Source organism: Aquabacterium commune (genome assembly GCF_004362855.1).
GTDB classification, from domain to species: domain Bacteria; phylum Pseudomonadota; class Gammaproteobacteria; order Burkholderiales; family Burkholderiaceae_C; genus Aquabacterium; species Aquabacterium commune.
On the sequence record NZ_SNXW01000002.1, the window covers coordinates 492894 to 514274 of the forward strand.

The window sequence follows — 21381 nt, forward strand, 5'->3', positions numbered from 1 at the left end:
GGCTGCGTTCAGCCCGCAACCCACCGCTGCATCAGAAGCGGTGCACGATGCCCGCCTGGATGCCCTGGATGCGGCGACCATTGACGTCGTTGCCCGAGAAGTTCGGGCTCACGCCGGCCGAGCCCGAAGGACGGAAGCCAGCGTTGTTGTCGTTGCTCATGGTCTCGTACATGGCCAGCAGCGTGGTGCGCTTGCTCACGTCGTAGTACGCACCGATCGAACCACCCTTGGCGCCACGGCCGGAGTTCGAGGTGTCCACGATCTTGCCGTACAGCGCGCCCACGCGCAGCTTCGGTGTGACGCGGTAGTCGGCCGACAGCTGCACGATGTTGTAGAAGCGGTTGGCATCGGCGTTCGTGCCAGCCACCAGTGCGCCTACGTTGCCCAGGATGGTGGCAGCGTTGTTGCCGTCGGCGGAAGCTGTGCTGTTGTTGCTGCGGATGAAGGTCGCGTAGATCTTGCCCTGGCCGTAGTCGTAGTTGGCGTACAGGTTGCGGTAGGTGATGGCCTTCTTGACCGTGATGGCAGCGCCCTTGTTGGGCTTGCCCGTGATGTCGGCGTAGCCCACGCGGAAGGGGCCGTTCACGTAGTCGGCGGCCAGCTGATAGACAGCCTGTGCGCCCATGCCCGCGGTGGACTCACCCGGTGCGTAGTGCGCCTCCAGCTGCAGGCCCGACCAGCGCGGCGAAATCCAGGCCAGGTCGTTGCTGTAGCGCGAGGGCGTGCCGAAGTTGTTGACGATGGAGCCCAGGGTGCGCGAGCTGTAATCGATGTAGTCGCCGCGGAAGAAGATCGCGGTGTTCTGGCGCCCGATGCGGAACTCACCGGCCTGCGGCGTGGCCACGCCCACCCAGGCCTGGCGGTCGAACAGCGAGCCCGAGGTGCCGGAGGCGCCGGTGTCGGCACTCAGGGCGCCTTCCAGCTGGAACTTGAGGCCATGCCGCCGCCGATGTCTTCCGTGCCCTTCAGGCCGATGCGGCTGCGCAGGAAGGCGCCGTCGCTGACCGACTTGATCTTCGCGCCGGAGCTGCTGCTCATGTAGTTCAGGTACTGGTCGATGGTGCCGTACAGCGTCACGGACGAGGTGGCAGCGGCCTGGGCGAAAGCACCCGCGCAAGCGCACATCAAGGTGGCGGCGACAGCGGTCTGGTTGAGTTTCATGGGGTCTCCTGAGAGAGGACGTGGGGAAGGGATGCGGAGAGGGCGACAGGCACTGGGCCGTGACCGGCTCTCCGCCAGCACCCATGGATTGCAACAGCGAGGCACCGCTGTGAACAAGGTGGATGTCGCTCCATTTGCGCGCTGATCGCTCGATTTGGGCGTTCAGCGCTCCTAAATCGGGTTTGCCCTGCTCCGGGTTTACGTGAGGGGATCGCTGTGAAGATCAGCAACAGTTGCCCGTGCACCACACCAACGTCCATGCTGCGCCAACCCGATGGATAAAGGCTTCTGAGGCGATGCCACACACCCGCATCGGGCTGAACTTGCATGTTGCCAGCCCCCGAAGACACCGGCTTGAGCCTGGCATGCACCACGTGCCGGACGGGGACTAACCCCAGCTTCAATCGATGATCGCGCAAGATGGGCGATCAGCGCCCAACAGACGGCTGAGGCCCATTGTGGCTGCGCGGAGAAGTCCCTAACCTGCCATCCATGCAGGGAAAGCGCCGTCTGACACGCCTGCGCCACCTGCCAGCCACCCTCTGGACACACCTAGGAGACACCCATGATCGCACCCATGATCGCTCCCGTTCCCGCCCTGTACCGCCGTGCCATCCTGGCCGCTTGCGCCGGCCTGACGCTGACCCTGGCCGCGCCGCTCACGCAGGCCGCCGACGCCATCCGCATCACCTCCATCCAGGAGCTGTCGGGCACGGGCGCCACCGCCGGCACCAACTTCAAGAACGGCATGGCCCTGGCCATCAAGGAAATCAATGCCTCCGGCGGCGTCCTCGGCCAGAAGATCGACGTCACCTTCGCCGACACGCAGAGCAACCCCGGTGTCGCCAAGGGCCTGGCCCAGAAGGCCGTGGACGATGACGTGTTCGCCGTGTTCGGCCCGGGCTTTTCCGGCTCCATCCTGGTGAGCATGTCGGAGACCCGCCGCGCCAAGATCCCCAACTTCACCGGTGGCGAAGCCGCATCCGTGACGCTGCAAGGCAACCCCTACGTCTTCCGCACCAGCTTCGGCCAGCAGACCTCCATGCCCAAGGCCGCACGCTACATGGTGCAGAACCTCAAGGCCAAGACGGTGGCCGTCATCTACGTCAACAACGACTTCGGCAAGGGCGGTCGCGACATGATCACCAAGTCGCTGGAGATCATGGGCGCCAAGGTGGTGGCCGACATCTCCACCGACCCGGGCAAGCTGGACTTCTCCGCCCCCGTGCTGCAAGCCAAGCAGAGCAACGCCGACGTCATCTTCGTCTATACCAACGAAGAAGAAGCCGCCCGCTGCCTGCGCGAACTCAAGAAGCAGGGCGTGACCAAGCCCATCTTCGGCGAGACCGTGCTGACCGGCCAGAAGGTGATCGAGCTGGCCGGTGACGCCGCCAACGGCGCCCAGGCCCACATCGGCCTGTCTGTCGATGCGCCCGTGCCCACGATGCGCGCCTTCCGCGCCCGCTTCGAGAAGGCCTTCGGCTACATCCCCGACCACAACGGCATCAAGGGCTACACCAGCGTCTATGTGATGAAGGCGGGCATCGAGAAGGTCGGCAAGGTGGACCGCGCTGCCTTCGCCAAGGCCATGCAAGGCCTGAGCGTCAGCGCCGCCAAGCACCCCGGCGTGCTGATGGACGTGTCCTACAACGACAAGGGCGATCTGGACCGCGAGAGCTTCATCGTCGAAGTGCGCAACGGCAAGCAGGAAGTCAAGGAAGTGCTGCCCGCCCTGTCCAAGAAGTGACGTCGGCCTGAGCAGCCAGGGCGCCTGCCGTGAGGCGGTGCCCAGCCCACGCCCTCGCTCACGCTCACGCACGATCCCGCTGCGGCGCCCGCCCCTGGGCTGCAGCGCCCTCCCCCCCTCCCTCCTCCACCTGGAGCCGAGATGAACGACTTCATCCAATTGCTGCTGTCAGGCCTGGCCTCGGGCAGCATTTACGCCCTGGCCGCCCTGGGCTTCACCTTGTTGTGGCAAGCCAGCGGCACCATCAATTTCGCGCAAGGCGAGTTCGTCATGCTGCCGGCCTTCATGATGCTGGCCTTCAGCAGCCTGGGGCTGCCCCTGTTGCTGAGCTTTGCCTTCACCTGCTTCGTGGCGGTGATCGTGCTGGGCTGGGCCTTCAAACGTGGCCTCGCCGACCCGCTGCTCAAATTCGGGATGATGCCCATCGTGGTGGCCACGCTGGGCCTGTCCATCGCGATGAAGAACGGCATCCGCGCCGGCGTCAGCGCCGAAGCCTTCCCCTTCCCCAGCCTGTTCGGCGACACCGTGCTGCACCTCGGCTCAGCCGCCATCACCGTGGGTGACCTGGGCACGCTGGCCGCCGCCCTGCTGCTGGTGCTGGCCACACAGGCCTTCCTGAACAAGACGGTGACCGGCCGCGCCATGCAAGCCGTGGCGCAGAACACCGACAGCGCCACCGTGCTGGGCATCAACGTGCCGCGCATGATTTTCTACACCTTCGCCATCAATGCGCTGCTGGCCTGTGCCGCCGCGCTGCTGGTGACGCCGGCCTACCTCGCCAAGTTCGACATGGGCGAAGGCCTGAGCACCAAGGCCTTCTTCGCGGCCATCATCGGCGGCTTCAACAACTCGCGCGGTGCCCTGCTGGGTGGCGTCATCGTCGGCGTGAGCGAGAACCTGGCCGCCCACTACGTGTCGGCCGCCTACAAGGACGCCGTCGCCCTGGTCATCTTCATGTTCGTCATTCTCGTCAAGCCGCAAGGTCTGCTTGGCAAGAAGGTCGAGCGCAAGGTCTGAGGAGCACCCCATGATCAACCGCAACGTCATCGCAGGCGCGATCGGGCTGGCCGTCCTGCTGGCCGTGCCGCCCTTCCTCAAAAGCTACGGCATCTACCTGTTCAGCTACTGGCTGGTCTATGTGATCGCCAACATGGGCCTGAACCTGACGGTGGGCTATGCCGGTCAGAAGTCCCTGGGGCACGCCGCCTTCTTCGGCATCGGCGCCTACACGGTGGCCATCCTGATGAAGGCCGGCATCAGCTTCTGGATCGGCCTGCCCCTGGCCATGGCCGGCTGCTTCGCCATCGGCCTGGTGCTGGGCTTCCCGGCCCTGCGCGTGCAGACCATCTACCTGGCCTTCGCCACGCTGGGCTTCAACACCGCGGTGTGGCTGGTGATGCGCAACGAGGAAGGCCTCACGGGTGGCACCTACGGCATCAACGGCATCGGCCGCCCGGAGTTCTTCGGCCTGTCGCTGGAAGGCTCGCTGGCTTTCTACTACCTGATCCTGGGCGCCACCATCCTGCTGGGTGCGCTGATGTGGGGCCTGCTGCGCTCGCCCTGGGGCAAGGCCTTCACGGCCCTGCGCGACAACCCCATCCGCGCTGAAAGCTTAGGCATCAATGTGCAGGCCTACACGCTGCTGGCCTTTGCCATCGGGGCGATGTATGCCGGCATTGCGGGTGCGCTGTTCGCCTCGCTGGTGGACTTCATCGAGCCCGGCCCCTTCGCCATCGGCACGTCTTTCATGATGTACCTGATGCTGGTGGTCGGTGGCCCGGGCTACTTCCTGGGCCCGCTGCTGGGCTCGGCCGTCGGCGTGCTGCTGCCCGAGTGGCTGCGCTTCGCCCAGGCCTGGTACCTGTTCATCTTCGGTGTGGCCGTGGTCCTGCTGATGCTGTGGCTGCCCGATGGCCTGCTCAGCCTGCCTGACCGCCTCAAGGCCCGCCGCCAAGCCCGCGAGGCGTCTGCCGCCCGCGCCGCCGCTGCTGCCCGTGTTGGAGGTGCGCAATGAGTCCCGTTCTGAAAGTCAGCAAGCTCAAGAAGGCCTACGGCGCCATCCAGGCCGTGGGTGGGGTGTCCTTCGATGTCCGCCCCGGCGAGATCTTCGGCGTCATCGGGCCCAACGGCTCGGGCAAGACGACGATGTTCAACTCGGTGCTGGGCCAGATCACCCCCGACGAGGGCCAGATCGAGCTCCATGGCCAGAGCATCGCGGGCGTCTCGCCCCAAAAGCTCAACCAGATGGGCGTGGGCCGCACCTTCCAGACCCTGCAGGTCTTCGGCAAGATGACGGTGCGCGACAACCTGCTGGTGGCCGCGCAAGAGCACCACGGCAGCATGTTCAGCCGCATGTTCGCCCCCGGCGATTCGGGCAATGGCGCCAAGGCCGATGCCCTGATCAACCAGTTCCGCATCGCCCACGTGGCCGACAAGAAAGCCGGTGACCTGAGCTATGGCCAGCAAAAGCTGGTGGACATCGCCATGGCCTTCATGAGCGACCCGGCCCTGGTGCTGCTCGACGAGCCCTGCGCTGGCGTGAACCCCAGCCTGGTGGGCGGCCTGAGCAGCCTGCTCAAGGAGCTGAACCAGACCCGCAAGAGCTCCTTCGTCGTGATCGAGCACAACATGGACTTCGTGATGGACCTGTGCCACCGCATCATGGTGATGGTCGAAGGCAAGGTGATGGCCATTGGCACGCCGGCCGAGATCCGCGCCAACAAAGAGGTGCTGGACGCCTACCTCGGGAGCTGAACATGAGCGCACCTGCCAACGACACCTGCATCGAGTTCGACAATGTGCTGGCCGGCTACGGCGAGTTCATGATCCTCAACAACCTGAGCTTCAAGGCCAAGCGCGGCAAGATCACGCTGCTGCTGGGCCCCAACGGCGCGGGCAAATCCACCGTGCTCAAGGCCATCTTCGGCCTGACCAAGATGCGCTCGGGCGCCATCAAGCTCGATGGCGAGAACATCACCGGCGCCAGCGCCAAGGACCTGCTCGTCAAGCACGGCATCGCCTTCGTGCCGCAAGGCCGCAACCTGTTCGGCCAGCTCTCGGTCTATGAGAACCTGGAACTCGGTGGCATCACCTTGGGCATGAAGACCACGCACGAACGCATCCCCGAGGTGCTGGAGTTCTTCCCCCGCGTCAAGGAGCGCATGCACTCGCTGGCCTCGTCCCTGTCGGGTGGCGAGCAAAAGCAGCTGGAAGTGGGCCGTGCGCTGCTGCTGCGCCCCAAGGTCCTCCTGATCGACGAGCCCTCCATCGGCCTTTCGCCCATGGTCGTGGCCGATGTGTTCAAGCTGCTGCGCAAGCTGGCCGACCAGGGCACCACGGTGCTGATGGTCGAGCAAAACGTCAAGAGCGCCCTGAAGATGGCCGACGAAGCCATCGCGCTGGAATCGGGTCGCCTGGTGCTGCACAAGCGCGCCGACGAGCTGCTGGCCGACCCCAACCTCGAACGCATCTTCCTCGGTGGCGCACACGCTGCGCCCGCCCCGTCGGCGGCCTCCACCGTTTGATCAACCGTTGAGCCAGAGGCAGGGGCCGCTGCGGCGGTGACTGCGCCCTTGGGGCGTGTCCTTCACCGGGCACGCCCCTTTTTTGTGCCCGCGTGATCGACTGATTGACCATCACCGCGCAGCCGCGCACAGCTCAGCGCCGCCCCCAGAGGGTGGCCAGGGGAGGCCGCTGCGGGCCCGCATGCGCGGTGTCCTGCCCTGCACCTGCCTGGTCGGTGTTCAAGGGGTGATGGTCATCGGACTCGGTGGTGCCCCGCGCCCAAGGCCTGCGGCGGCCTCCCCTGGCCACCCTCGACCGCACCAGCACCAGCACCAGCACCAGCACCAGCACCAGCACCAGCACCAGCACCAGCCACAGTCAAAGAAAAAGGGCCCGAAGGCCCTTTGAAAAAACGAACGTGAAGGCGTCAGATCAGGCCGCTTCCACCTGACGCGGCGCCATGAAGTACAGCCACGTCAGCGCGACAAAGTAAGCCGCCGGGATCATCGTGAACAGCACCGTGTAGTTGTTGTTCGTCACCGTCAGCACATAACCCACCAACTGGGTCATGAACATGCCGCCGATGGCGCCGATCATGCCGCCGAAGCCGAACACCGAACTCACCACATGCTTGGGCGTGTAGTCCATCACCATCGACCAGATGTTGGCCGTCCAGGCCTGGTGCGCGCCAATCGCGATCGAGATCGCCGCCACCGCCATCCACAGGCTGCTGGCACCGGCGGCGAACACCACCGAGGTGATGCACAGCGCACAGATCAGCATCGAGGTCAGGCGCGCCTGCACCGGCTGCATGCCGCGGCCGATCATCCACGACGACAGGATGCCGCCGCCCACGCTGCCCACGTCGGCCGTCAGGTAAATGATGATCAGCGGGATGCCCATCTTCGAGACGCTGATGCCCAGGTTGTACTGCTGGTTCAGGAAAGGCGGCAGCCAGTACAGGTAGAACCAGAACACGGGGGCCGTCATCGCGAAGGCCAGCGCAAAAGCCCAGGTGCCACGCATGCGGATGATGCGCGAGTAAGGCACCTTCTCGGCTTCAGGCTCCACACCCTGCTGCACGTGCTGCAGTTCGCGGGCGCTGACGCTGGGGTGGTCTTCCGGGTTGGCGTAGTTTTTCAGCCAGAAGAACAGCCACACCGCGCCCAGGGAGCCGATGAAGTAGAAGGCCACTTGCCAGCCCCAGACCTGCAGGATGAAGGGCAGCATCACCGGCGTGAGCATGGCGCCCACGTTCGTGCCGGCGTTGAAGATGCCCGTCGCCATGGCGCGCTCGCCGGCAGGGAACCACAGGCGCGTGGTCTTCACACATGCGGGGTAGTTCGCGGCCTCGGCCAGGCCCAGGAAGAAGCGGCAGACCATGAAGCCCACCGCCGACACGGCCAGACCGTGCGCACCGGCCGCGATGCTCCACAGCAGCACGGCCAGCGCGAAGGCCCGCTTCACACCGACCATGTCGATGAAACGGCCTTGTGCGGCGAAGCCGATGGCATAGCCCACCTGGAACCAGAAGTTGATGTCGGCGTAGTCCTTCGGCGTCCAGTTCATCGCCTTGGCCAGCACCGGCTGCATCACGCCAAGCGCGGCGCGGTCGATGTAGTTCAGCGTGGTGGCGAAAAACACCAGCGACAGCATCACCCAGCGGGTTTTGCCAATGGCCATGGCAGAGCGCAGCTTCTGCCCTGTGCTGGTGGGTTCGGCAGGGATGCCGGGCTCGTGGGTCATGGGGTTCGGTGTGACGGCCATGTTTGAAAAATCTCCATCATTGGCTGATCAACAGCCTTGCGTGCAGGGCACCGCCGCCATGGGGTGCCCCTGTCAATGGACGCGACGATAGGCGTGTGATGCGGCCGCTTCAAGACGAAATCGATCAGATGCGCGATCTGCGCGCAGGCTGCACGATCAGCGATCCAATCTTGGGTTTCCCCTCGGTTCAAGCAAAAGCCGCACGCGGGCATCGTGTGAGCCATGGAGACACCACGATGATCAACGGCAACACCACCCTCATCGCCCACATCGGCTACCCGACATCGACGTTCAAGTCGCCGATGATTTACAACCCTTGGTTCGACAAGCACGGCATCGACGCCGTGGTCGTGCCCATGGGCGTCAAGCCCGAGCATTACGCCGAGTTCCTCAAGGCCCTGTTCAAGACGACCAACGTGCGCGGCGCCCTCATCACCATGCCGCACAAGGTCGTGACCCTGGACCTTGTGGACGAGCTCACCCCGACCGCCCAGGTGGCCGGCGCCGCCAACGCCGTGCTGTGCCGCGCGGACGGCACCCTGCTGGGCGACCAGTTCGATGGCGCAGGCTTCGTGCGCGGCGTGCTGCGCAAAGGCCAGGCGCTCCAGGGCAAGCGCGTGCTGGTGTCGGGCAACGGCGGCGTGGGCTGCGCGATCGCGGCGTCGCTGGCCGATGCGGGCGTGGCCGAGATGGCCTTGTTCGACAGCAATCCGGCCTCGTCGGCATCGCTGGCGCAGCGCCTGCAGCAGCACCACCCGGCCTTGAAGGTCAGCACCGGCTCGAACGACCCGGCCGGCTTCGACCTCATCGTCAACGCCACGCCACTGGGCATGAAGGACGGCGACCCGCTGCCCTTCGACGTCAGCCGCATCGCCCCGACCACCTTCGTGGGCGAGGTGGTGATGAAGCACGAGATCACGCCGCTGCTGGCCGCCGCGCAAGCGAAGGGTTGCCCCATCCAGGTCGGCACCGACATGCTGTTCGAGATGATCCCGGCCTACCTGGAGTTTTTCGGCTTCGGCACGACCACGCCAGAAGAGCTGCGCGCCGTGGCGCGGATCAGCTACTGATCAGCGCGCCATCGTCTCGCCGATGCGCTTGGCCACGGCCTGCAGCATCGGCAGGCACTGCTCGCGCAGCTCGGTGGCCGTGCGCCGCTGCGGCTGCGTGCTCACATTGAGCGCCGCCACCACGCGGCCCTGGCGGTCGGTCACGGGCACGGCCAGCGACATCAGGCCCAGTTCCAGCTCCTCGCTCACCAACGCGAAGCCCTTGCGCCGCACATCGCCCAGCACGCTCAAGAGGCGGTCCGGGTCGGTGACCGTCTTGGGCGTCTTGGCCGTCAGGTGCATGGCCATCACGCGGCGCTCGCGCTCGTCTTCGGGCAAGCCGGCCAGCAACACGCGCCCCATGGACGAGCAATGCGCCGGCAAGCGCGAACCCACGCCCAGGTTGATGGACATGATCTTGTGGGCCGGCACGCGCAACACATAGACGATCTCGTCGCCGTCCAGCACCGCGGCCGAGCTCGACTCGTGCAGCGTCTGCGTGAGGTCTTCCATCAGCGGCTGGGCCACGTGCCACCACGGCTGCGAGGCCAGGTAGGCAAAGCCCAGCTCCAGCACCTTGGGCGTGAGGCGGAAATCGCGCCCCTCCTGCGCGACATAGCCCAGACCTTGCAGCGTCAGCAGGATGCGGCGCGCGCCGGCACGTGTCAGGCCCGTGCGCTCGGCGGCCTCGCTCAGGGTCTGGGTGGGCGCGTTGGCGCCGAAACTGCGCAGCACCTCCAGGCCCCGCGCGAACGACTGGACGTGGCTGTCGCTGGGACGCTGGGCATCGCTGGCGGGTGCTTCAGGCGCTTCAAGCCGGGCAGCGGGCAGCGGGGTGCGGGAACGGGTGGCCATGGGGTCTCTCCTGAACGCACTTTGTGCAGGGCGCAGCAAGGGCAAGCCGCCTTGACAGCGCTGTGACAGGGCGCTACGCTGTGCGCATGTTCGGTATGCGAATTCTTGTTCGCTATTAGAACACAAGATTCGGCGCTGGCAAGGCGCCCCCCACGCGGAGACACCCCATGATCCAGAAAATCGTCAAGACCCCGGCCGACGCGCTGGCCGACGTGCGCGATGGCGCCACGGTGATGATCGGCGGCTTCGGCACGGCCGGCCAGCCCAACGAGCTGATCGACGCCCTGATCGAGACCGGCGCCAAAGACCTCGTCATCGTCAACAACAACGCGGGCAACGGCGACACCGGCCTGGCCGCGCTGCTGGCCAAGAAGCGCGTGCGCAAGATCATCTGCTCCTTCCCGCGCCAGTCCGACAGCCACCACTTCGACGCGCTCTACCGCGCCGGCGAGCTGGAGCTGGAACTCGTGCCGCAAGGCAACCTGGCCGAGCGCATCCGCGCCGCCGGCGCCGGCATCGGCGGCTTCTTCACGCCCACCGGCTACGGCACCGAGCTGGCCAAGGGCAAAGAAACCCGCGAGATCAACGGCAAGATGTACGTGCTCGAAGCGCCCATCCACGCCGACTTCGCCCTCATCAAGGCCGAAAAGGGCGACCGCTGGGGCAACCTCACCTACCGCATGACGGCGCGCAACTTCGGGCCGATCATGGCCATGGCCGCCAAGACCACTGTCGCCACCGTGCACGAGGTCGTTGAGCTCGGCGCGCTGGACCCGGAAGCCGTCATCACCCCCGGCCTGTTCGTGCAACGCGTGGTGCCCATCGCCCGCACCGCCACCGCCGCCGGCGGTTTCAAGCGCACCGCCTGAGGAGAGACACCATGAGCCAAGTCAACCACACCACCCTGCCCCGCTGGACGCGTGACCAGATGGCCGCCCGCGTCGCTGCCGACATCCCCGACGGCGCCGTCGTCAACCTCGGCATCGGCCTGCCCACCGCGGTGGCCAACCACCTCAGCGCCGACAAGGAAGTCGTGCTGCACTCCGAGAACGGCGTCATCGGCATGGGCCCCGCGCCGGCCGAAGGCGAAGAGGACTTCGACCTCATCAACGCCGGCAAGCAGCCCGTGACCTTGCTGCCGGGCGGCTGCTTCTTCCACCACGCCGACAGCTTCGCCATGATGCGCGGCGGCCACCTCGACGTCTGCGTGCTCGGCGCCTTCCAGGTCTCGGCCACGGGCGACCTGGCCAACTGGCACACCGGCGCGCCCGACGCCATCCCCGCCGTCGGCGGTGCGATGGACCTGGCCATCGGCGCCAAGAAGACCTGCGTGATGATGGAGCTGCTGACCAAGACCGGCCAGAGCAAGCTCGCGCCCGCCTGCACCTACCCGCTCACCGGCATCGGCTGCGTCAGCCGTGTTTACAGCGACCTGGCCATCTTCGACATCACCCCGCAAGGCGTGAAGGTGGTGGACACCGTGCCCGGCCTGAGCCTGTCCGACCTGCAAGCCCTGGTGCCCGGCGTCACGCTGCAAGCCTGAGCCCGCGCTGCCCTCCCCGAAAGAAGCCCCATGACCCAACACGCCTACATCTGCGACGCGCTGCGCACCCCCTTCGGCCGCTACGGCGGCAGCCTGTCCGGCGTGCGTGCCGACGACCTGGGCGCCGTGCCGCTCAAGGCCCTGATGGCCCGCCACCCCCAGCTCGACTGGGAAGCCTTCGGCGACATCATCTACGGCTGCGCCAACCAGGCCGGTGAAGACAACCGCAACGTGGCCCGCATGTCGGCGCTGCTGGCCGGCCTGCCGATTGCCCTGCCCGGCTCGACCGTCAACCGCCTGTGCGGCTCCGGCATGGACGCCGTGGGCACGGCCGCGCGCGCCATCAAGGCCGGCGAGGTCGAGCTGATGCTCGCCGGTGGCGTCGAGAGCATGAGCCGCGCGCCCTTCGTCATGCCCAAGGCCACGTCGGCCTTCGCGCGTGAGAACGCGGTCTATGACACCACCATCGGCTGGCGCTTCGTCAACCCGCTGATGAAGCAACTGCACGGCGTGGACAGCATGCCCGAGACCGCCGAGAACGTCGCCAGCGACTTCGGCATCTCCCGCGAAGACCAGGACCAGATGGCGCTGGCCTCGCAGGCCAAAGCGGCGGCGGCGCAGCAGTCTGGCTTCTTCGACGCCGAGATCACGCCCGTGACCATCGCGCAGAAGAAGGGCGACGCCCTCGTCGTCAGCCGTGACGAGCACCCGCGCGAAACCACGCTGGAGGCGCTGGCCAAGCTGCGCCCCGTCGTGCGTGCCGATGGCACCGTGACGGCCGGCAACGCCTCGGGCGTCAACGACGGCGCCTGCGCCTTGATCTTGTCGAGCGAAGGCGCTGCAGCCCGCCACGGCCTGACGCCGCGCGCCCGCGTGGTCGGCATGGCCACGGCCGGCGTGGCCCCGCGCATCATGGGCATCGGGCCAGCCCCGGCCACCGTCAAAGTGCTGGCGCAGACCGGCCTGACCCTCGCGCAGATGGACGTCATTGAGCTGAATGAGGCCTTCGCCTCGCAAGGCCTGGCCGTGCTGCGCCAGCTCGGCCTGCGCGACGACGACCCGCGCGTCAACCCCAACGGCGGCGCCATCGCCCTGGGCCACCCGCTGGGTGCCAGCGGTGCCCGCCTGGTCACCACCGCCATCAACCAGCTGCACCGCACCGGCGGCCGCTACGCGCTGTGCACCATGTGCATCGGCGTGGGCCAGGGCATCGCCCTGATCGTTGAACGTGTTTGAGGCCCAGCGCATGACGAACCCCACCCCCGCCCAGGTGCAGCGCCAAGGCGCCACCGCCTACACCGTGCACGAACCGCGCAACGGCCAGGCGCCCCAGCGCACCTTCCTGCTCGGCCACGCCCTGGGCTGCGACCACACCATGTGGGACGCGCTGACCCAGCACCTCGCGGCCGAGAACCGCGTGGTCTGCTGCGACCAGTTCGGCCACGGCGCCAGTCAGGATCCGCAACTCGTCCCCACCGGCCCTTACACCATGGCGCAGCTGGCCGACGAAGCCGCCGCACTCATCGATGCCCTGCAACTGGGCCCGGTGGTGTGGATCGGGCTGTCCATGGGCGGCATGGTCGGTCAGGAACTGGCCTTGCGCCACCCCGACAAGGTCAGCGCCCTGGTGCTGGCCAACACCACCACGCACTACCCCTTCGAAGCCCGCCAGGGCTGGGACACGCGCATCGCCACCATCCGCGAACAGGGTCTGCAAGCCATCGTGGACATGGCCATGACGCGCTGGTTCCACGACGCCTTCCGCGCCGCACAACCCGAGGTGGTCGCGCATTGGCGCGCCAAGGTGCTGGGCTGCAACACGGCCGGCTACATCGCCTGCTGCGAAGCCATCCGCGACGTGGACACGCTGGACCGCCTGCACCGCATTCAGGTGCCAGCGCTTGTCATCGCGGGCGAGCTGGACCTGGGCACGCCGCCGGCCATGGCACGCGCCATCGCCGGGCAGATCTCGGGCGCCCAGCTGGTCGTGCTGCCCGAAGCCTCGCACCTCAGCGTGCTGGAGCAGCCGCAGGCTTTCATCCAGACCGTGGACACCTGGCTGCAAGGCCTGGAGGCCGGCACAGCGTGACCCGCACAACCGTGCTGAAGCGTGACCTCTCGGTCTCGGCGATCACCGCCGGCTTCCTGGCCGTGCTCATCTCCTACGCCGGGCCTTTGCTCATCTGCTTCCAGGCGGCGCAATCGGCGCACGCCTCGCCCGAGATGCTCGCGTCCTGGGTGTGGGCCATCTCGATCGGTGCGGGGGTGTCGGGCATCGCGCTGAGCTGGTGGCTGAAAGCCCCGGTGGTCACGGCCTGGTCAGCGCCGGGCACGGCCCTGCTGATCACGCTGTTTCCCCACCTGTCGCTGAACGAAGCCGTGGGCGCCTACCTCACGGCCGGCGCCATCGTGCTGGCCATTGGCCTGAGCGGCAGCTTCGACGCGCTGATGCGCCACATCCCCAAGAGCGTGGCCGCCGGCATGATGGCCGGCATCCTCTTCCAGTTCGGCGCCAAGGCCTTCAAGGCCGTCGAGACGCTGCCCGTGCTCACGCTGTGCATGGTCGCGGCCTTCCTCGTCTTCAAGCGCTGGCGCCCCAGGTACCACATGCTGATGGTGCTGGCGCTCGGCGTCGCGCTGGCGGCCTTCGGCCCTTTCAGCACGCCCATCCCCTGGTCGCAGATGCCGCTGTCGCTGACGGTGCCGGTGTTCATCCAGCCCGCATGGTCATGGGCTTCGACGCTCAGCCTGGCCATCCCGCTGGTGGTGGTCAGCCTGAGCGGCCAGTACCTGCCGGGCATGGCCATCCTGCGCGCGGCGGGCTATGACACGGCGGCCAAGCCCATCATGGTGGGCACCAGCCTGGCCTCGCTGGCGGTGGCCTGTTTCGGTGGCATCACCATCGTGCTGGCGGCCATCACGGCGGCCCTGTGCACCGGGCGCGATGCCCACGAAGACCCCAGCAAGCGCTACATCGCCGGCATCGCCAACGGGGTGTTCTACATCGTGGGTGGCAGCATGGTGGGCGCCATCCTGTGGCTGTTCGCGGCCCTGCCCCCGGCCTTCATCGCCGTGCTGGCCGGCCTGGCCTTGCTGGGCGCCATCACGGCCAACATCACCCACGCGGTGATGGACACCGAACACCGCGAAGCCGCCATCCTCACCTTCCTGGTGACGTCCTCGGGCATGGCCTTCCTGGGCCTGGGCTCGGCCTTCTGGGGCGTGGTGATCGGCAGCCTGGCGCACTGGATCTGGCAGCCGCGTGCACAGGCCTGACGCCTCAAGGGCCCGCCAGTTCCTCGTTGCGGCGGCGCTCTTCGGCCTGGGCGCGGTAGATGTCGTCGATGAGGTTGCGCAGCAGCACGATGTCGGGTGACTGGTCGTGCAGCCGCGTGCTCATGATGATGGGCGAGACCGCCTGCGGCTCGGCCAGGGGCCGGTACACCACCTCGTCAGGGCGCAGCCGGTGCACGCTGGCCGGCACCACGCACAGGCCCATGCCGGCGGCCACCAGGCCCAGGGCGGTCTGCATCTCCTGCACCTCGTGCACGTTGGCCGGCTCCAGGCCCGCATCGCGGAACAAGGACAGCACCTGGTCGGCATAACCCGGGCGCGGCGTGTGCGGATAGACCAGGTTGTCGTGGCGCGCGACCTCGGCCAGCGTCATGGCCTTGTCGGCCTTGTCGGGCGCAGCCGCCTCATGCTCATGCGGTATCGCCACCACCAGCCTTTCCTCGCGCAGCACCTCGCGCTTGATGGCCGGGTCATCGAGGCGGATGCGGCCATAGCCCACGTCGATGCGACCGGTCTTCAAGGCCTCGATCTGCGCCACGGTGGACATCTCCAGCAGCGCCAGTTCGGTCTGCGGGCGCGCCGCGCGGAACAGGCGCACCAGTTGCGGCAGGGCGCCGTACATGGTGGACGAGACGAAACCGATCACCAGCCGGCGCTCCACCAGCGCAACGCGCCGCGTGGTGCGCACGGCCTGCGCAGCCTGCTCCAGCAAGCGCGTGGCATGGCCATAGAAGAAACGCCCGCCTTCGGTCAGCCGCAGGGGGCGTGAGCCGCGCTCGAACAAGGCCAGGCCCAGCTCGGCCTCCAGGTCCTGGATCTGCCGGCTCAAAGGCGGCTGGGAGATGTGCAGCTTCTCGGCTGCGCGGGTGAAGTTCTGCTCGTCGGCCACGGCGACGAAGTACTTGAGGTGTCGGAGATCCATGCGTATTTACCCACCCTCACCATGCTCGCAAGGTATGGAGGCAGTCTAAAACTGTCTTGGACAGGAGGCAAGCTCCCTTCCTAAGATGCCGTCAATTCTTCTCTCGAATGAAGTGGCGACATGAGCTCCCAAGTCCAGATCCTCGCGCTTGAAACCCTGCTGGTCGATGTGCCGACCATCCGGCCGCACAAGCTGTCCGTGGCGACGATGATGGGCCAGACCCTGGTGCTGGTGCGCTTGCAGACCAGTGACGACGTCGTTGGTTGGGGCGAGGCCACCACCATCGGCGGCCTGGCCTACGGCGAGGAAAGCCCCGAAAGCATCAAGACCAACATCGACCGCTACATCGCGCCGCTGCTGGTCGGCCAGGACGCCACCCAGGTCGCCGCCTGCATGGCCCGCGTCAAGGGCCACGTCCAGGGCAACCGCTTCGCCAAGTGCGCCATCGAAACCGCGCTGTACGACAACCAGGCCAAGCGCCTGGGCGTGCCGCTGAGCGAGCTGTTCGGTGGCCGCGTGCGCGACAGCCTGCCCGTGGCCTGGACACTGGCCAGCGGCGACACCACCAAGGACATCGCCGAAGCCGAGCGCGTGCTCGACCTGCGCCGCCACAACATCTTCAAGCTGAAGATCGGCCTGCGTTCGGTCAAGGACGACGTGGCCCACGTGGCCGCCATCCAGCGCGCCGTCGGTGACCGCGCCAGCGTGCGCATCGACGCCAACCAGGCCTGGTCGGTGACCGAGGCCCTGGAAGGCTGCCGCATGCTGGCCGACGCCGGCATCGACATGGTCGAGCAGCCGATCGCCGCGCACGACAAGCTCGGCCTGCGCCGCCTGACCCAGGCCAACATCATCCCCATCATGGCCGACGAGTCGCTGCACGGCCCGGTGGACGCCTTCACCGTGGCCAGCACGCAAGCCGCCGACATCTTCGCCGTGAAGATCAACCAGTCGGGCGGGCTGCGCGGTGCCGCCCAGGTGGCGGCGATCGCCGAAGCCTCGGGCATCGCGCTGTACGGCGGCACCATGCTCGAAGGCGCCGTGGGCACCATGGCCTCAGCCCAGCTCTTCGCCACCTTCGACTCGCTGAGCTGGGGCACCGAACTGTTCGGCCCGCTGCTGCTGACCGAAGAGATCCTGCGCGAGCCGCTGATGTACCGCGACTTCGCCCTGCACCTGCCCCGCACCCCCGGCCTGGGCCTCGACATCGACGAGGCCAAGCTCGCGCGCCTGCGCCGCGACCGCTGAGCCCGCATCACCGCCCACAAGGAAAACACCATGCTGTTCAAAGTCGAAATGGTCGTGAAGCTGCCGGTGGACATGCCGGTCAGCCAGTCCGACGCCCTCAAAAAAACCGAGCGTGAGCTCGCCCAGCAGCTGCAGGCCAGCGGCAAGTGGCGCCACCTGTGGCGCATCGCCGGCCAGTACGCCAACGTGAGCATCTTCGACGTCGAGAGCAACGAAGAGCTGCACCAGCTGCTCATGAGCCTGCCGCTCTACCCCTACATGGCGATGGACGTGACGGCGCTGTGCCGCCACCCCTCGTCGATCCGCGACGCCGATCTCTGACCGACGCCACGTCCCGCGAACCCCAGGCTCATCCCGCCCCACCCTTCAGGAGACATCCCATGGACAGACAAGCCATCGACGCACTCGTCGCCCGTTTCGAAACCACCGGCGTGACCGGCCCCGGCAACCCCCGCGTGAAAACGGTGGTCAAGCGCCTGCTGACCGACCTGATGTACGCGATGGAAGACCTGGACATCAGCCCTGAAGAATTCTGGACCGGCCTGAACTACCTGGGCGAAGCCGGCAAGCGCGGCGAACTCGGCCTGATCGTCCCCGGCGTCGGCCTGGAGCACTTCATGGACCTGCGCCTGGACGAAGCCGAAGCCCGCGCCGGCCTGAAGGGCGGCACCCCCCGCACCATCGAAGGCCCGCTCTACGTGACCGGCGCCCCCGTGGTGCAAGGCGAAGCCCGCCTGGACGACGGCACCCAGCCTGGCGAGATCGTGGTGATGTCCGGCGTGGTCCGTGACGAGAAGGGCCAGCCCATCGCCGGCGCCAAGGTCGAGGTGTGGCACGCCAACCACCTGGGCAACTACTCCTACTTCGACAAGTCGCAAAGCGCCTTCAACCTGCGCCGCACCATCGTCACCGACGCGCAAGGCCGCTACAAGTTCCGCTCGATCATGCCCGTGGGCTACAGCGTGCCTCCCGGCGGCTCCACCGACGTGCTGCTGACCCTGCTGGGCCGCCACGGCCACCGCCCGGCGCACATCCACTTCTTCGCCCACGCCGAAGGCAAGCGCAAGCTGACCACGCAGATCAACATCGAGACCGATCCGCACCTGTGGGACGACTTCGCCTTCGGCACCCGCGAAGGCCTGGTGCCCCCGGTCAAGACCAACAGCGACGCGGCTGCCATGAAGGCCCTGGAAACCAGCAAGCCCTTCTACGAGATCGAATTCAACTTCGACATGCAGCCCCTGAAGGCTGAAGCCCCCGACACGGACTTCGCCCGCCCCCGCGCCGCCGCCTGATCGCCAGCGACCGCACGCCCCCTCACCCGTTTTGTTGAAGCAGAGACGACCATGACGAACTCCGCATCCCTTGAAGGCGTCGAACAGCGCCTGGCCGGCATGCTGGTCGAAGACAAAGACCAGCACATCTACCGACTCCACCGCGCTGCCTTCACGGACGCCGAATTGTTCGATCTGGAGATGAAGCACATCTTCGAAGGCAACTGGATCTACCTGGCCCACGAAAGCCAGATCCCGAACGTCAACGATTACTTCACCACCCAGATCGGCCGTCAGCCCATCGTCATCACGCGCAACAAGGCGGGTGAGCTCAACGCCCTGATCAACGCCTGCTCGCACCGTGGCGCCACGCTGTGCCGCCACAAGAAGGGCAACAAGGCCAACTTCACCTGCACCTTCCACGGCTGGACCTTCAACAACAGCGGCAAGCTGCTGAAGGTGAAAGACGGCAGCGACGCCGGCTACCCCGAGTCCTTCAACAAGGACTGCAGCCACGACCTCAAGAAGGTCGCCCGCTTCGAGAGCTACCGCGGCTTCCTGTTCGGCAGCCTCAACGCCGACGTGCAGCCCCTGACCGAGTTCCTGGGCGAGTCCACCAAGATCCTCGACATGATCGTGGACCAGTCGCCAGAAGGCCTGGAAGTGCTGCGCGGTTCGTCCACCTACACCTTCGATGGCAACTGGAAGCTGCAGGCCGAGAACGGCGCCGACGGCTACCACGTCAGCTCGGTGCACTGGAACTACGCGGCCACGACCAACCACCGCAAGCAGTCCGAAGCCGGTGACCAGATCAAGGCCATGGACGCCGGCAGCTGGGCCAAGCAAGGCGGCGGCTTCTACTCCTTCGAGAACGGCCACATGCTGCTGTGGACCAAGTGGGCCAACCCGCAAGACCGTCCGGCCTTCCAGATCCGCGACGAGCTGGTCGAGCAGTTCGGCCAGGCCCGCGCCGACTGGATGATCGGCCACTCGCGCAACCTGTGCCTCTACCCCAATGTCTATGTGATGGACCAGTTCGGCTCGCAGATCCGCGTGCTGCGCCCCATCGCCGTGGACAAGACCGAAGTCACCATCTACTGCATCGCGCCCAAGGGCGAGTCCGACGAGGCCCGCGCCCGCCGCGTGCGCCAGTACGAGGACTTCTTCAACGCCACCGGCATGGCCACGCCCGACGACCTCGAAGAGTTCCGCGCCTGCCAGCAGGGCTACCAGGGCATCGCGCTGGAATGGAACGACATGTGCCGCGGCGCCACGCACTGGGTCGAAGGCCCGGACGCCGCCGCCAAGGACATCGACCTGCACCCGAAGCTCAGCGGCGTCAAGACCGAAGACGAAGGCCTCTACACCGAGCAGCACCGCTTCTGGCTGGAAGCCATGCAGCGCGCGGTCCACGCCGAAAAGCAGGCGGCAGACAAGCAAGCTGGCCAGCAGGCCCGCGTCATCACCATCCAGCCAGCCTGAGGTGCCCCATGCCCATGAACATTGAACAAGTCCAGACCTTCCTGTTCCGCGAAGCCCGCCTGCTCGACGACCGCCAGTGGGACGAGTGGCTCACCTGCTACCACCCCGCGGTCGAATTCTGGATGCCCTCCTGGGACGACGACGGCGAGCTCACGCGCGACCCGCAGCGCGAGATCTCGCTGATCTACTACCCCAACCGCGGCGGCCTGGAAGACCGCGTCTTCCGCATCAAGACCGAGCGCTCGGCGGCCAGCACACCCGAGCCCCGCACCGGCCACAACCTGCACAACATCGAGATCGTGTCGGCACAGGGTGAAACGGTCGAGGTTCGCTACAACTGGCAGACCCTGAGCTACCGCTACAACACGACCGACAGCCACTTCGGCACCACCCACGTCACGCTCGACCTGAGCAGCGGCCAGCCGCTCATCAAGCGCAAGTACATCGTGCTGAAGAACGACTACATCCACCACGTCATCGACGTGTACCACCTGTGAGGGCTGTGCCATGAGCCACCAGATTGCACTCCAGTTCGAAGACGGCGTCACCCGCTTCATCGACGCCAAGCCCAGCGAAACCGTGGCCGATGCGGCCTACCGCCAGGGCGTCAACATCCCCCTGGACTGCCGCGACGGCGCCTGTGGCACCTGCAAGTGCTTCGCCGAATCGGGCCAGTTCACCATGGGCGAGTACATCGAAGACGCCCTCAGCGAGGACGAAGCGAAGCAAGGCTACGTGCTGACCTGCCAGATGCGCGCGCAAAGCGACTGCGTGGTGCGCGTGCCCGTGGGCTCTGCCGTGTGCAAGGCCGAGCCAGGCGCGTATCAAGCGGCCATCAGCGAAGTCAAGCAGCTGTCGCCCAGCACCATCTCGCTGACCATCGAAGGCGAGGCCCTGCACAAGCTGGCCTTCCTGCCCGGCCAGTACGTCAACCTGAAAGTGCCGGGCAGCGAACAGTCGCGCGCCTACTCCTTCAGTTCGATGCCGCGCGATGGCAAGGTCTCCTTCCTGATCCGCAACGTGCCCGGCGGCCTGATGAGCACCTTCCTGACCAGCCTGGCCAAGACCGGTGACGCCCTGTCCCTGGCCGGCCCGCTGGGCAGCTTCTACCTGCGCGACATCCAGCGCCCGCTGCTGATGCTGGCCGGTGGCACGGGCCTGGCGCCCTTCACCGCCATGCTGGAAAAAATCGCCGAGCAAGGCAGCGCCCACCCGCTGCACCTGATCTACGGCGTGACCCACGACAGCGACCTGGTGGACATGGACAAGCTCGCGACCTTCGCTGCGCGCATCCCCAACTTCACCTTCACCGCCTGCGTGGCGAATGCCGACAGCCCGTACCCGCACAAGGGCTACGTGACGCAGCACATCGAGCCCCGGCACCTCAACGAAGGCGAAGTGGACATCTACCTGTGCGGCCCGCCGCCCATGGTCGAAGCCGTCAGCACCTTCATCCGCGAACGCGGCATCCAGCCCAAGAACTTCTATTACGAGAAGTTCGCGGCCTCGGCCTGAACCCCGCACGAGGAACACGA

General features: G+C 66.7%; 21 protein-coding genes and 1 pseudogene. 17 read left to right on the top strand and 5 right to left on the bottom strand.

Features of this window, described 5'->3' with window-relative positions; all coding sequences use genetic code 11:
* Positions 1-31: 31 nt before the first annotated feature.
* Positions 32-1161 (bottom strand): annotated as a pseudogene (locus tag EV672_RS06045) (porin).
* A gap of 565 nt (positions 1162-1726) precedes the next feature.
* Between EV672_RS06045 and EV672_RS06050 the strand changes: the two are divergent.
* The 5 genes from EV672_RS06050 to EV672_RS06070 all read left to right on the top strand — a co-directional run bounded on the left by EV672_RS06050 (position 1727) and on the right by EV672_RS06070 (position 6432).
* Positions 1727-2908 carry an ABC transporter substrate-binding protein gene (locus EV672_RS06050; protein WP_243738550.1) on the top strand — a complete coding sequence of 394 codons (1182 nt, stop codon included), beginning with the start codon at positions 1727-1729 and terminating at the stop codon, positions 2906-2908.
* 141 nt (positions 2909-3049) lie between these two features.
* A complete protein-coding gene (locus EV672_RS06055; RefSeq protein WP_133607227.1) occupies positions 3050-3925 on the top strand; it encodes a branched-chain amino acid ABC transporter permease in 876 nt (291 codons plus the stop codon).
* A 10-nt stretch (positions 3926-3935) separates the two neighbouring features.
* A complete protein-coding gene (locus EV672_RS06060; RefSeq protein ID WP_133607229.1) occupies positions 3936-4922 on the top strand; it encodes a branched-chain amino acid ABC transporter permease in 987 nt (328 codons plus the stop codon).
* Complete coding sequence (locus EV672_RS06065; RefSeq protein WP_133607231.1) at positions 4919-5662, top strand: ABC transporter ATP-binding protein; 744 nt, start codon at positions 4919-4921, stop codon at positions 5660-5662. The genes EV672_RS06060 and EV672_RS06065 overlap by 4 nt, the downstream gene beginning before the upstream one ends.
* Positions 5663-5664: 2 nt before the next feature.
* Positions 5665-6432, top strand: coding sequence for an ABC transporter ATP-binding protein (locus EV672_RS06070; protein WP_133607233.1), 768 nt, complete (start codon positions 5665-5667; stop codon positions 6430-6432).
* 133 nt (positions 6433-6565) lie between these two features.
* On the opposite strand, the gene EV672_RS06075 is transcribed toward EV672_RS06070, so the two are convergent.
* The gene (locus tag EV672_RS06075; protein WP_133607235.1) at positions 6566-6781 is read right to left on the bottom strand and encodes a hypothetical protein; all 216 of its coding nucleotides are present in this window, start codon (positions 6779-6781) and stop codon (positions 6566-6568) included.
* A gap of 63 nt (positions 6782-6844) precedes the next feature.
* Positions 6845-8179: an MFS transporter gene (locus tag EV672_RS06080; protein WP_133607237.1), complete on the bottom strand. Its 1335-nt coding sequence runs from the start codon at positions 8177-8179 to the stop codon at positions 6845-6847.
* 236 nt (positions 8180-8415) lie between these two features.
* Between EV672_RS06080 and EV672_RS06085 the strand changes: the two genes are divergently transcribed.
* Positions 8416-9249, top strand: a complete 834-nt coding sequence (locus EV672_RS06085; RefSeq protein WP_133607239.1) for a shikimate dehydrogenase family protein — start codon at positions 8416-8418, stop codon at positions 9247-9249.
* Here EV672_RS06085 and EV672_RS06090 read toward each other — a convergent pair whose 3' ends face one another.
* Positions 9250-10083 (bottom strand): IclR family transcriptional regulator domain-containing protein, encoded by an 834-nt coding sequence (locus EV672_RS06090; protein WP_133607241.1) that lies wholly within the window; start codon positions 10081-10083, stop codon positions 9250-9252. It abuts the gene before it with no gap.
* A 167-nt stretch (positions 10084-10250) separates the two neighbouring features.
* On the opposite strand from EV672_RS06090, the gene EV672_RS06095 reads away from it, so the two are divergent.
* Genes EV672_RS06095 through EV672_RS06115 form a run of 5 tightly spaced genes read left to right on the top strand, consistent with a single transcriptional unit; the run spans position 10251 to position 14902 of the window.
* Positions 10251-10952, top strand: a complete 702-nt coding sequence (locus tag EV672_RS06095) for a 3-oxoacid CoA-transferase subunit A (protein WP_133607243.1) — start codon at positions 10251-10253, stop codon at positions 10950-10952.
* 35 nt (positions 10953-10987) lie between these two features.
* Positions 10988-11626: a 3-oxoacid CoA-transferase subunit B gene (locus EV672_RS06100; RefSeq protein ID WP_133607423.1), complete on the top strand. Its 639-nt coding sequence runs from the start codon at positions 10988-10990 to the stop codon at positions 11624-11626.
* A 30-nt stretch (positions 11627-11656) separates the two neighbouring features.
* Entirely contained in the window at positions 11657-12862 is a 1206-nt protein-coding gene (pcaF, locus tag EV672_RS06105) for a 3-oxoadipyl-CoA thiolase (protein ID WP_133607244.1), read from the top strand.
* Between the two features lie 10 nt (positions 12863-12872).
* Complete coding sequence (gene pcaD, locus EV672_RS06110; protein WP_133607246.1) at positions 12873-13715, top strand: 3-oxoadipate enol-lactonase; 843 nt, start codon at positions 12873-12875, stop codon at positions 13713-13715.
* Complete coding sequence (locus tag EV672_RS06115; RefSeq protein ID WP_243738551.1) at positions 13712-14902, top strand: benzoate/H(+) symporter BenE family transporter; 1191 nt, start codon at positions 13712-13714, stop codon at positions 14900-14902. The genes pcaD and EV672_RS06115 overlap by 4 nt, the downstream gene beginning before the upstream one ends.
* A 4-nt stretch (positions 14903-14906) precedes the next feature.
* Here EV672_RS06115 and EV672_RS06120 read toward each other — a convergent pair whose 3' ends face one another.
* The gene (locus EV672_RS06120) at positions 14907-15842 is read right to left on the bottom strand and encodes a LysR family transcriptional regulator (protein WP_133607248.1); all 936 of its coding nucleotides are present in this window, start codon (positions 15840-15842) and stop codon (positions 14907-14909) included.
* Positions 15843-15962: 120 nt separating this feature from the next.
* On the opposite strand from EV672_RS06120, the gene EV672_RS06125 reads away from it, so the two are divergent.
* The 6 genes from EV672_RS06125 to benC are packed head-to-tail and all read left to right on the top strand — an operon-like array spanning position 15963 to position 21361.
* Positions 15963-17090: a muconate/chloromuconate family cycloisomerase gene (locus EV672_RS06125; RefSeq protein ID WP_133607250.1), complete on the top strand. Its 1128-nt coding sequence runs from the start codon at positions 15963-15965 to the stop codon at positions 17088-17090.
* 30 nt (positions 17091-17120) lie between these two features.
* On the top strand, positions 17121-17411 hold the full coding sequence (gene catC, locus EV672_RS06130) for a muconolactone Delta-isomerase (protein ID WP_133607252.1): 291 nt from the start codon (positions 17121-17123) through the stop codon (positions 17409-17411).
* 59 nt (positions 17412-17470) lie between these two features.
* Positions 17471-18385, top strand: coding sequence for a catechol 1,2-dioxygenase (gene catA, locus EV672_RS06135; protein WP_133607254.1), 915 nt, complete (start codon positions 17471-17473; stop codon positions 18383-18385).
* A gap of 51 nt (positions 18386-18436) precedes the next feature.
* Entirely contained in the window at positions 18437-19846 is a 1410-nt protein-coding gene (gene benA, locus EV672_RS06140; protein WP_133607256.1) for a benzoate 1,2-dioxygenase large subunit, read from the top strand.
* Between the two features lie 8 nt (positions 19847-19854).
* Complete coding sequence (gene benB / locus EV672_RS06145; RefSeq protein WP_133607258.1) at positions 19855-20343, top strand: benzoate 1,2-dioxygenase small subunit; 489 nt, start codon at positions 19855-19857, stop codon at positions 20341-20343.
* A gap of 10 nt (positions 20344-20353) precedes the next feature.
* Entirely contained in the window at positions 20354-21361 is a 1008-nt protein-coding gene (benC, locus tag EV672_RS06150) for a benzoate 1,2-dioxygenase electron transfer component BenC (protein WP_133607260.1), read from the top strand.
* The last annotated feature ends 20 nt before the right edge of the window (positions 21362-21381 follow it).

Coding starts and splice junctions, on each gene's coding strand:
- EV672_RS06050 (WP_243738550.1), top strand. CDS start 1,727: ATGATCGCACCCATGATCGCTCCCGTTCCCGCCCTGTACCGCCGTGCC.
- EV672_RS06055 (WP_133607227.1), top strand. CDS start 3,050: ATGAACGACTTCATCCAATTGCTGCTGTCAGGCCTGGCCTCGGGCAGC.
- EV672_RS06060 (WP_133607229.1), top strand. CDS start 3,936: ATGATCAACCGCAACGTCATCGCAGGCGCGATCGGGCTGGCCGTCCTG.
- EV672_RS06065 (WP_133607231.1), top strand. CDS start 4,919: ATGAGTCCCGTTCTGAAAGTCAGCAAGCTCAAGAAGGCCTACGGCGCC.
- EV672_RS06070 (WP_133607233.1), top strand. CDS start 5,665: ATGAGCGCACCTGCCAACGACACCTGCATCGAGTTCGACAATGTGCTG.
- EV672_RS06080 (WP_133607237.1), bottom strand. CDS start 8,179: ATGGCCGTCACACCGAACCCCATGACCCACGAGCCCGGCATCCCTGCC.
- EV672_RS06085 (WP_133607239.1), top strand. CDS start 8,416: ATGATCAACGGCAACACCACCCTCATCGCCCACATCGGCTACCCGACA.
- EV672_RS06090 (WP_133607241.1), bottom strand. CDS start 10,083: ATGGCCACCCGTTCCCGCACCCCGCTGCCCGCTGCCCGGCTTGAAGCG.
- EV672_RS06095 (WP_133607243.1), top strand. CDS start 10,251: ATGATCCAGAAAATCGTCAAGACCCCGGCCGACGCGCTGGCCGACGTG.
- pcaF (WP_133607244.1), top strand. CDS start 11,657: ATGACCCAACACGCCTACATCTGCGACGCGCTGCGCACCCCCTTCGGC.
- pcaD (WP_133607246.1), top strand. CDS start 12,873: ATGACGAACCCCACCCCCGCCCAGGTGCAGCGCCAAGGCGCCACCGCC.
- EV672_RS06120 (WP_133607248.1), bottom strand. CDS start 15,842: ATGGATCTCCGACACCTCAAGTACTTCGTCGCCGTGGCCGACGAGCAG.
- EV672_RS06125 (WP_133607250.1), top strand. CDS start 15,963: ATGAGCTCCCAAGTCCAGATCCTCGCGCTTGAAACCCTGCTGGTCGAT.
- catC (WP_133607252.1), top strand. CDS start 17,121: ATGCTGTTCAAAGTCGAAATGGTCGTGAAGCTGCCGGTGGACATGCCG.
- catA (WP_133607254.1), top strand. CDS start 17,471: ATGGACAGACAAGCCATCGACGCACTCGTCGCCCGTTTCGAAACCACC.
- benA (WP_133607256.1), top strand. CDS start 18,437: ATGACGAACTCCGCATCCCTTGAAGGCGTCGAACAGCGCCTGGCCGGC.
- benB (WP_133607258.1), top strand. CDS start 19,855: ATGCCCATGAACATTGAACAAGTCCAGACCTTCCTGTTCCGCGAAGCC.
- benC (WP_133607260.1), top strand. CDS start 20,354: ATGAGCCACCAGATTGCACTCCAGTTCGAAGACGGCGTCACCCGCTTC.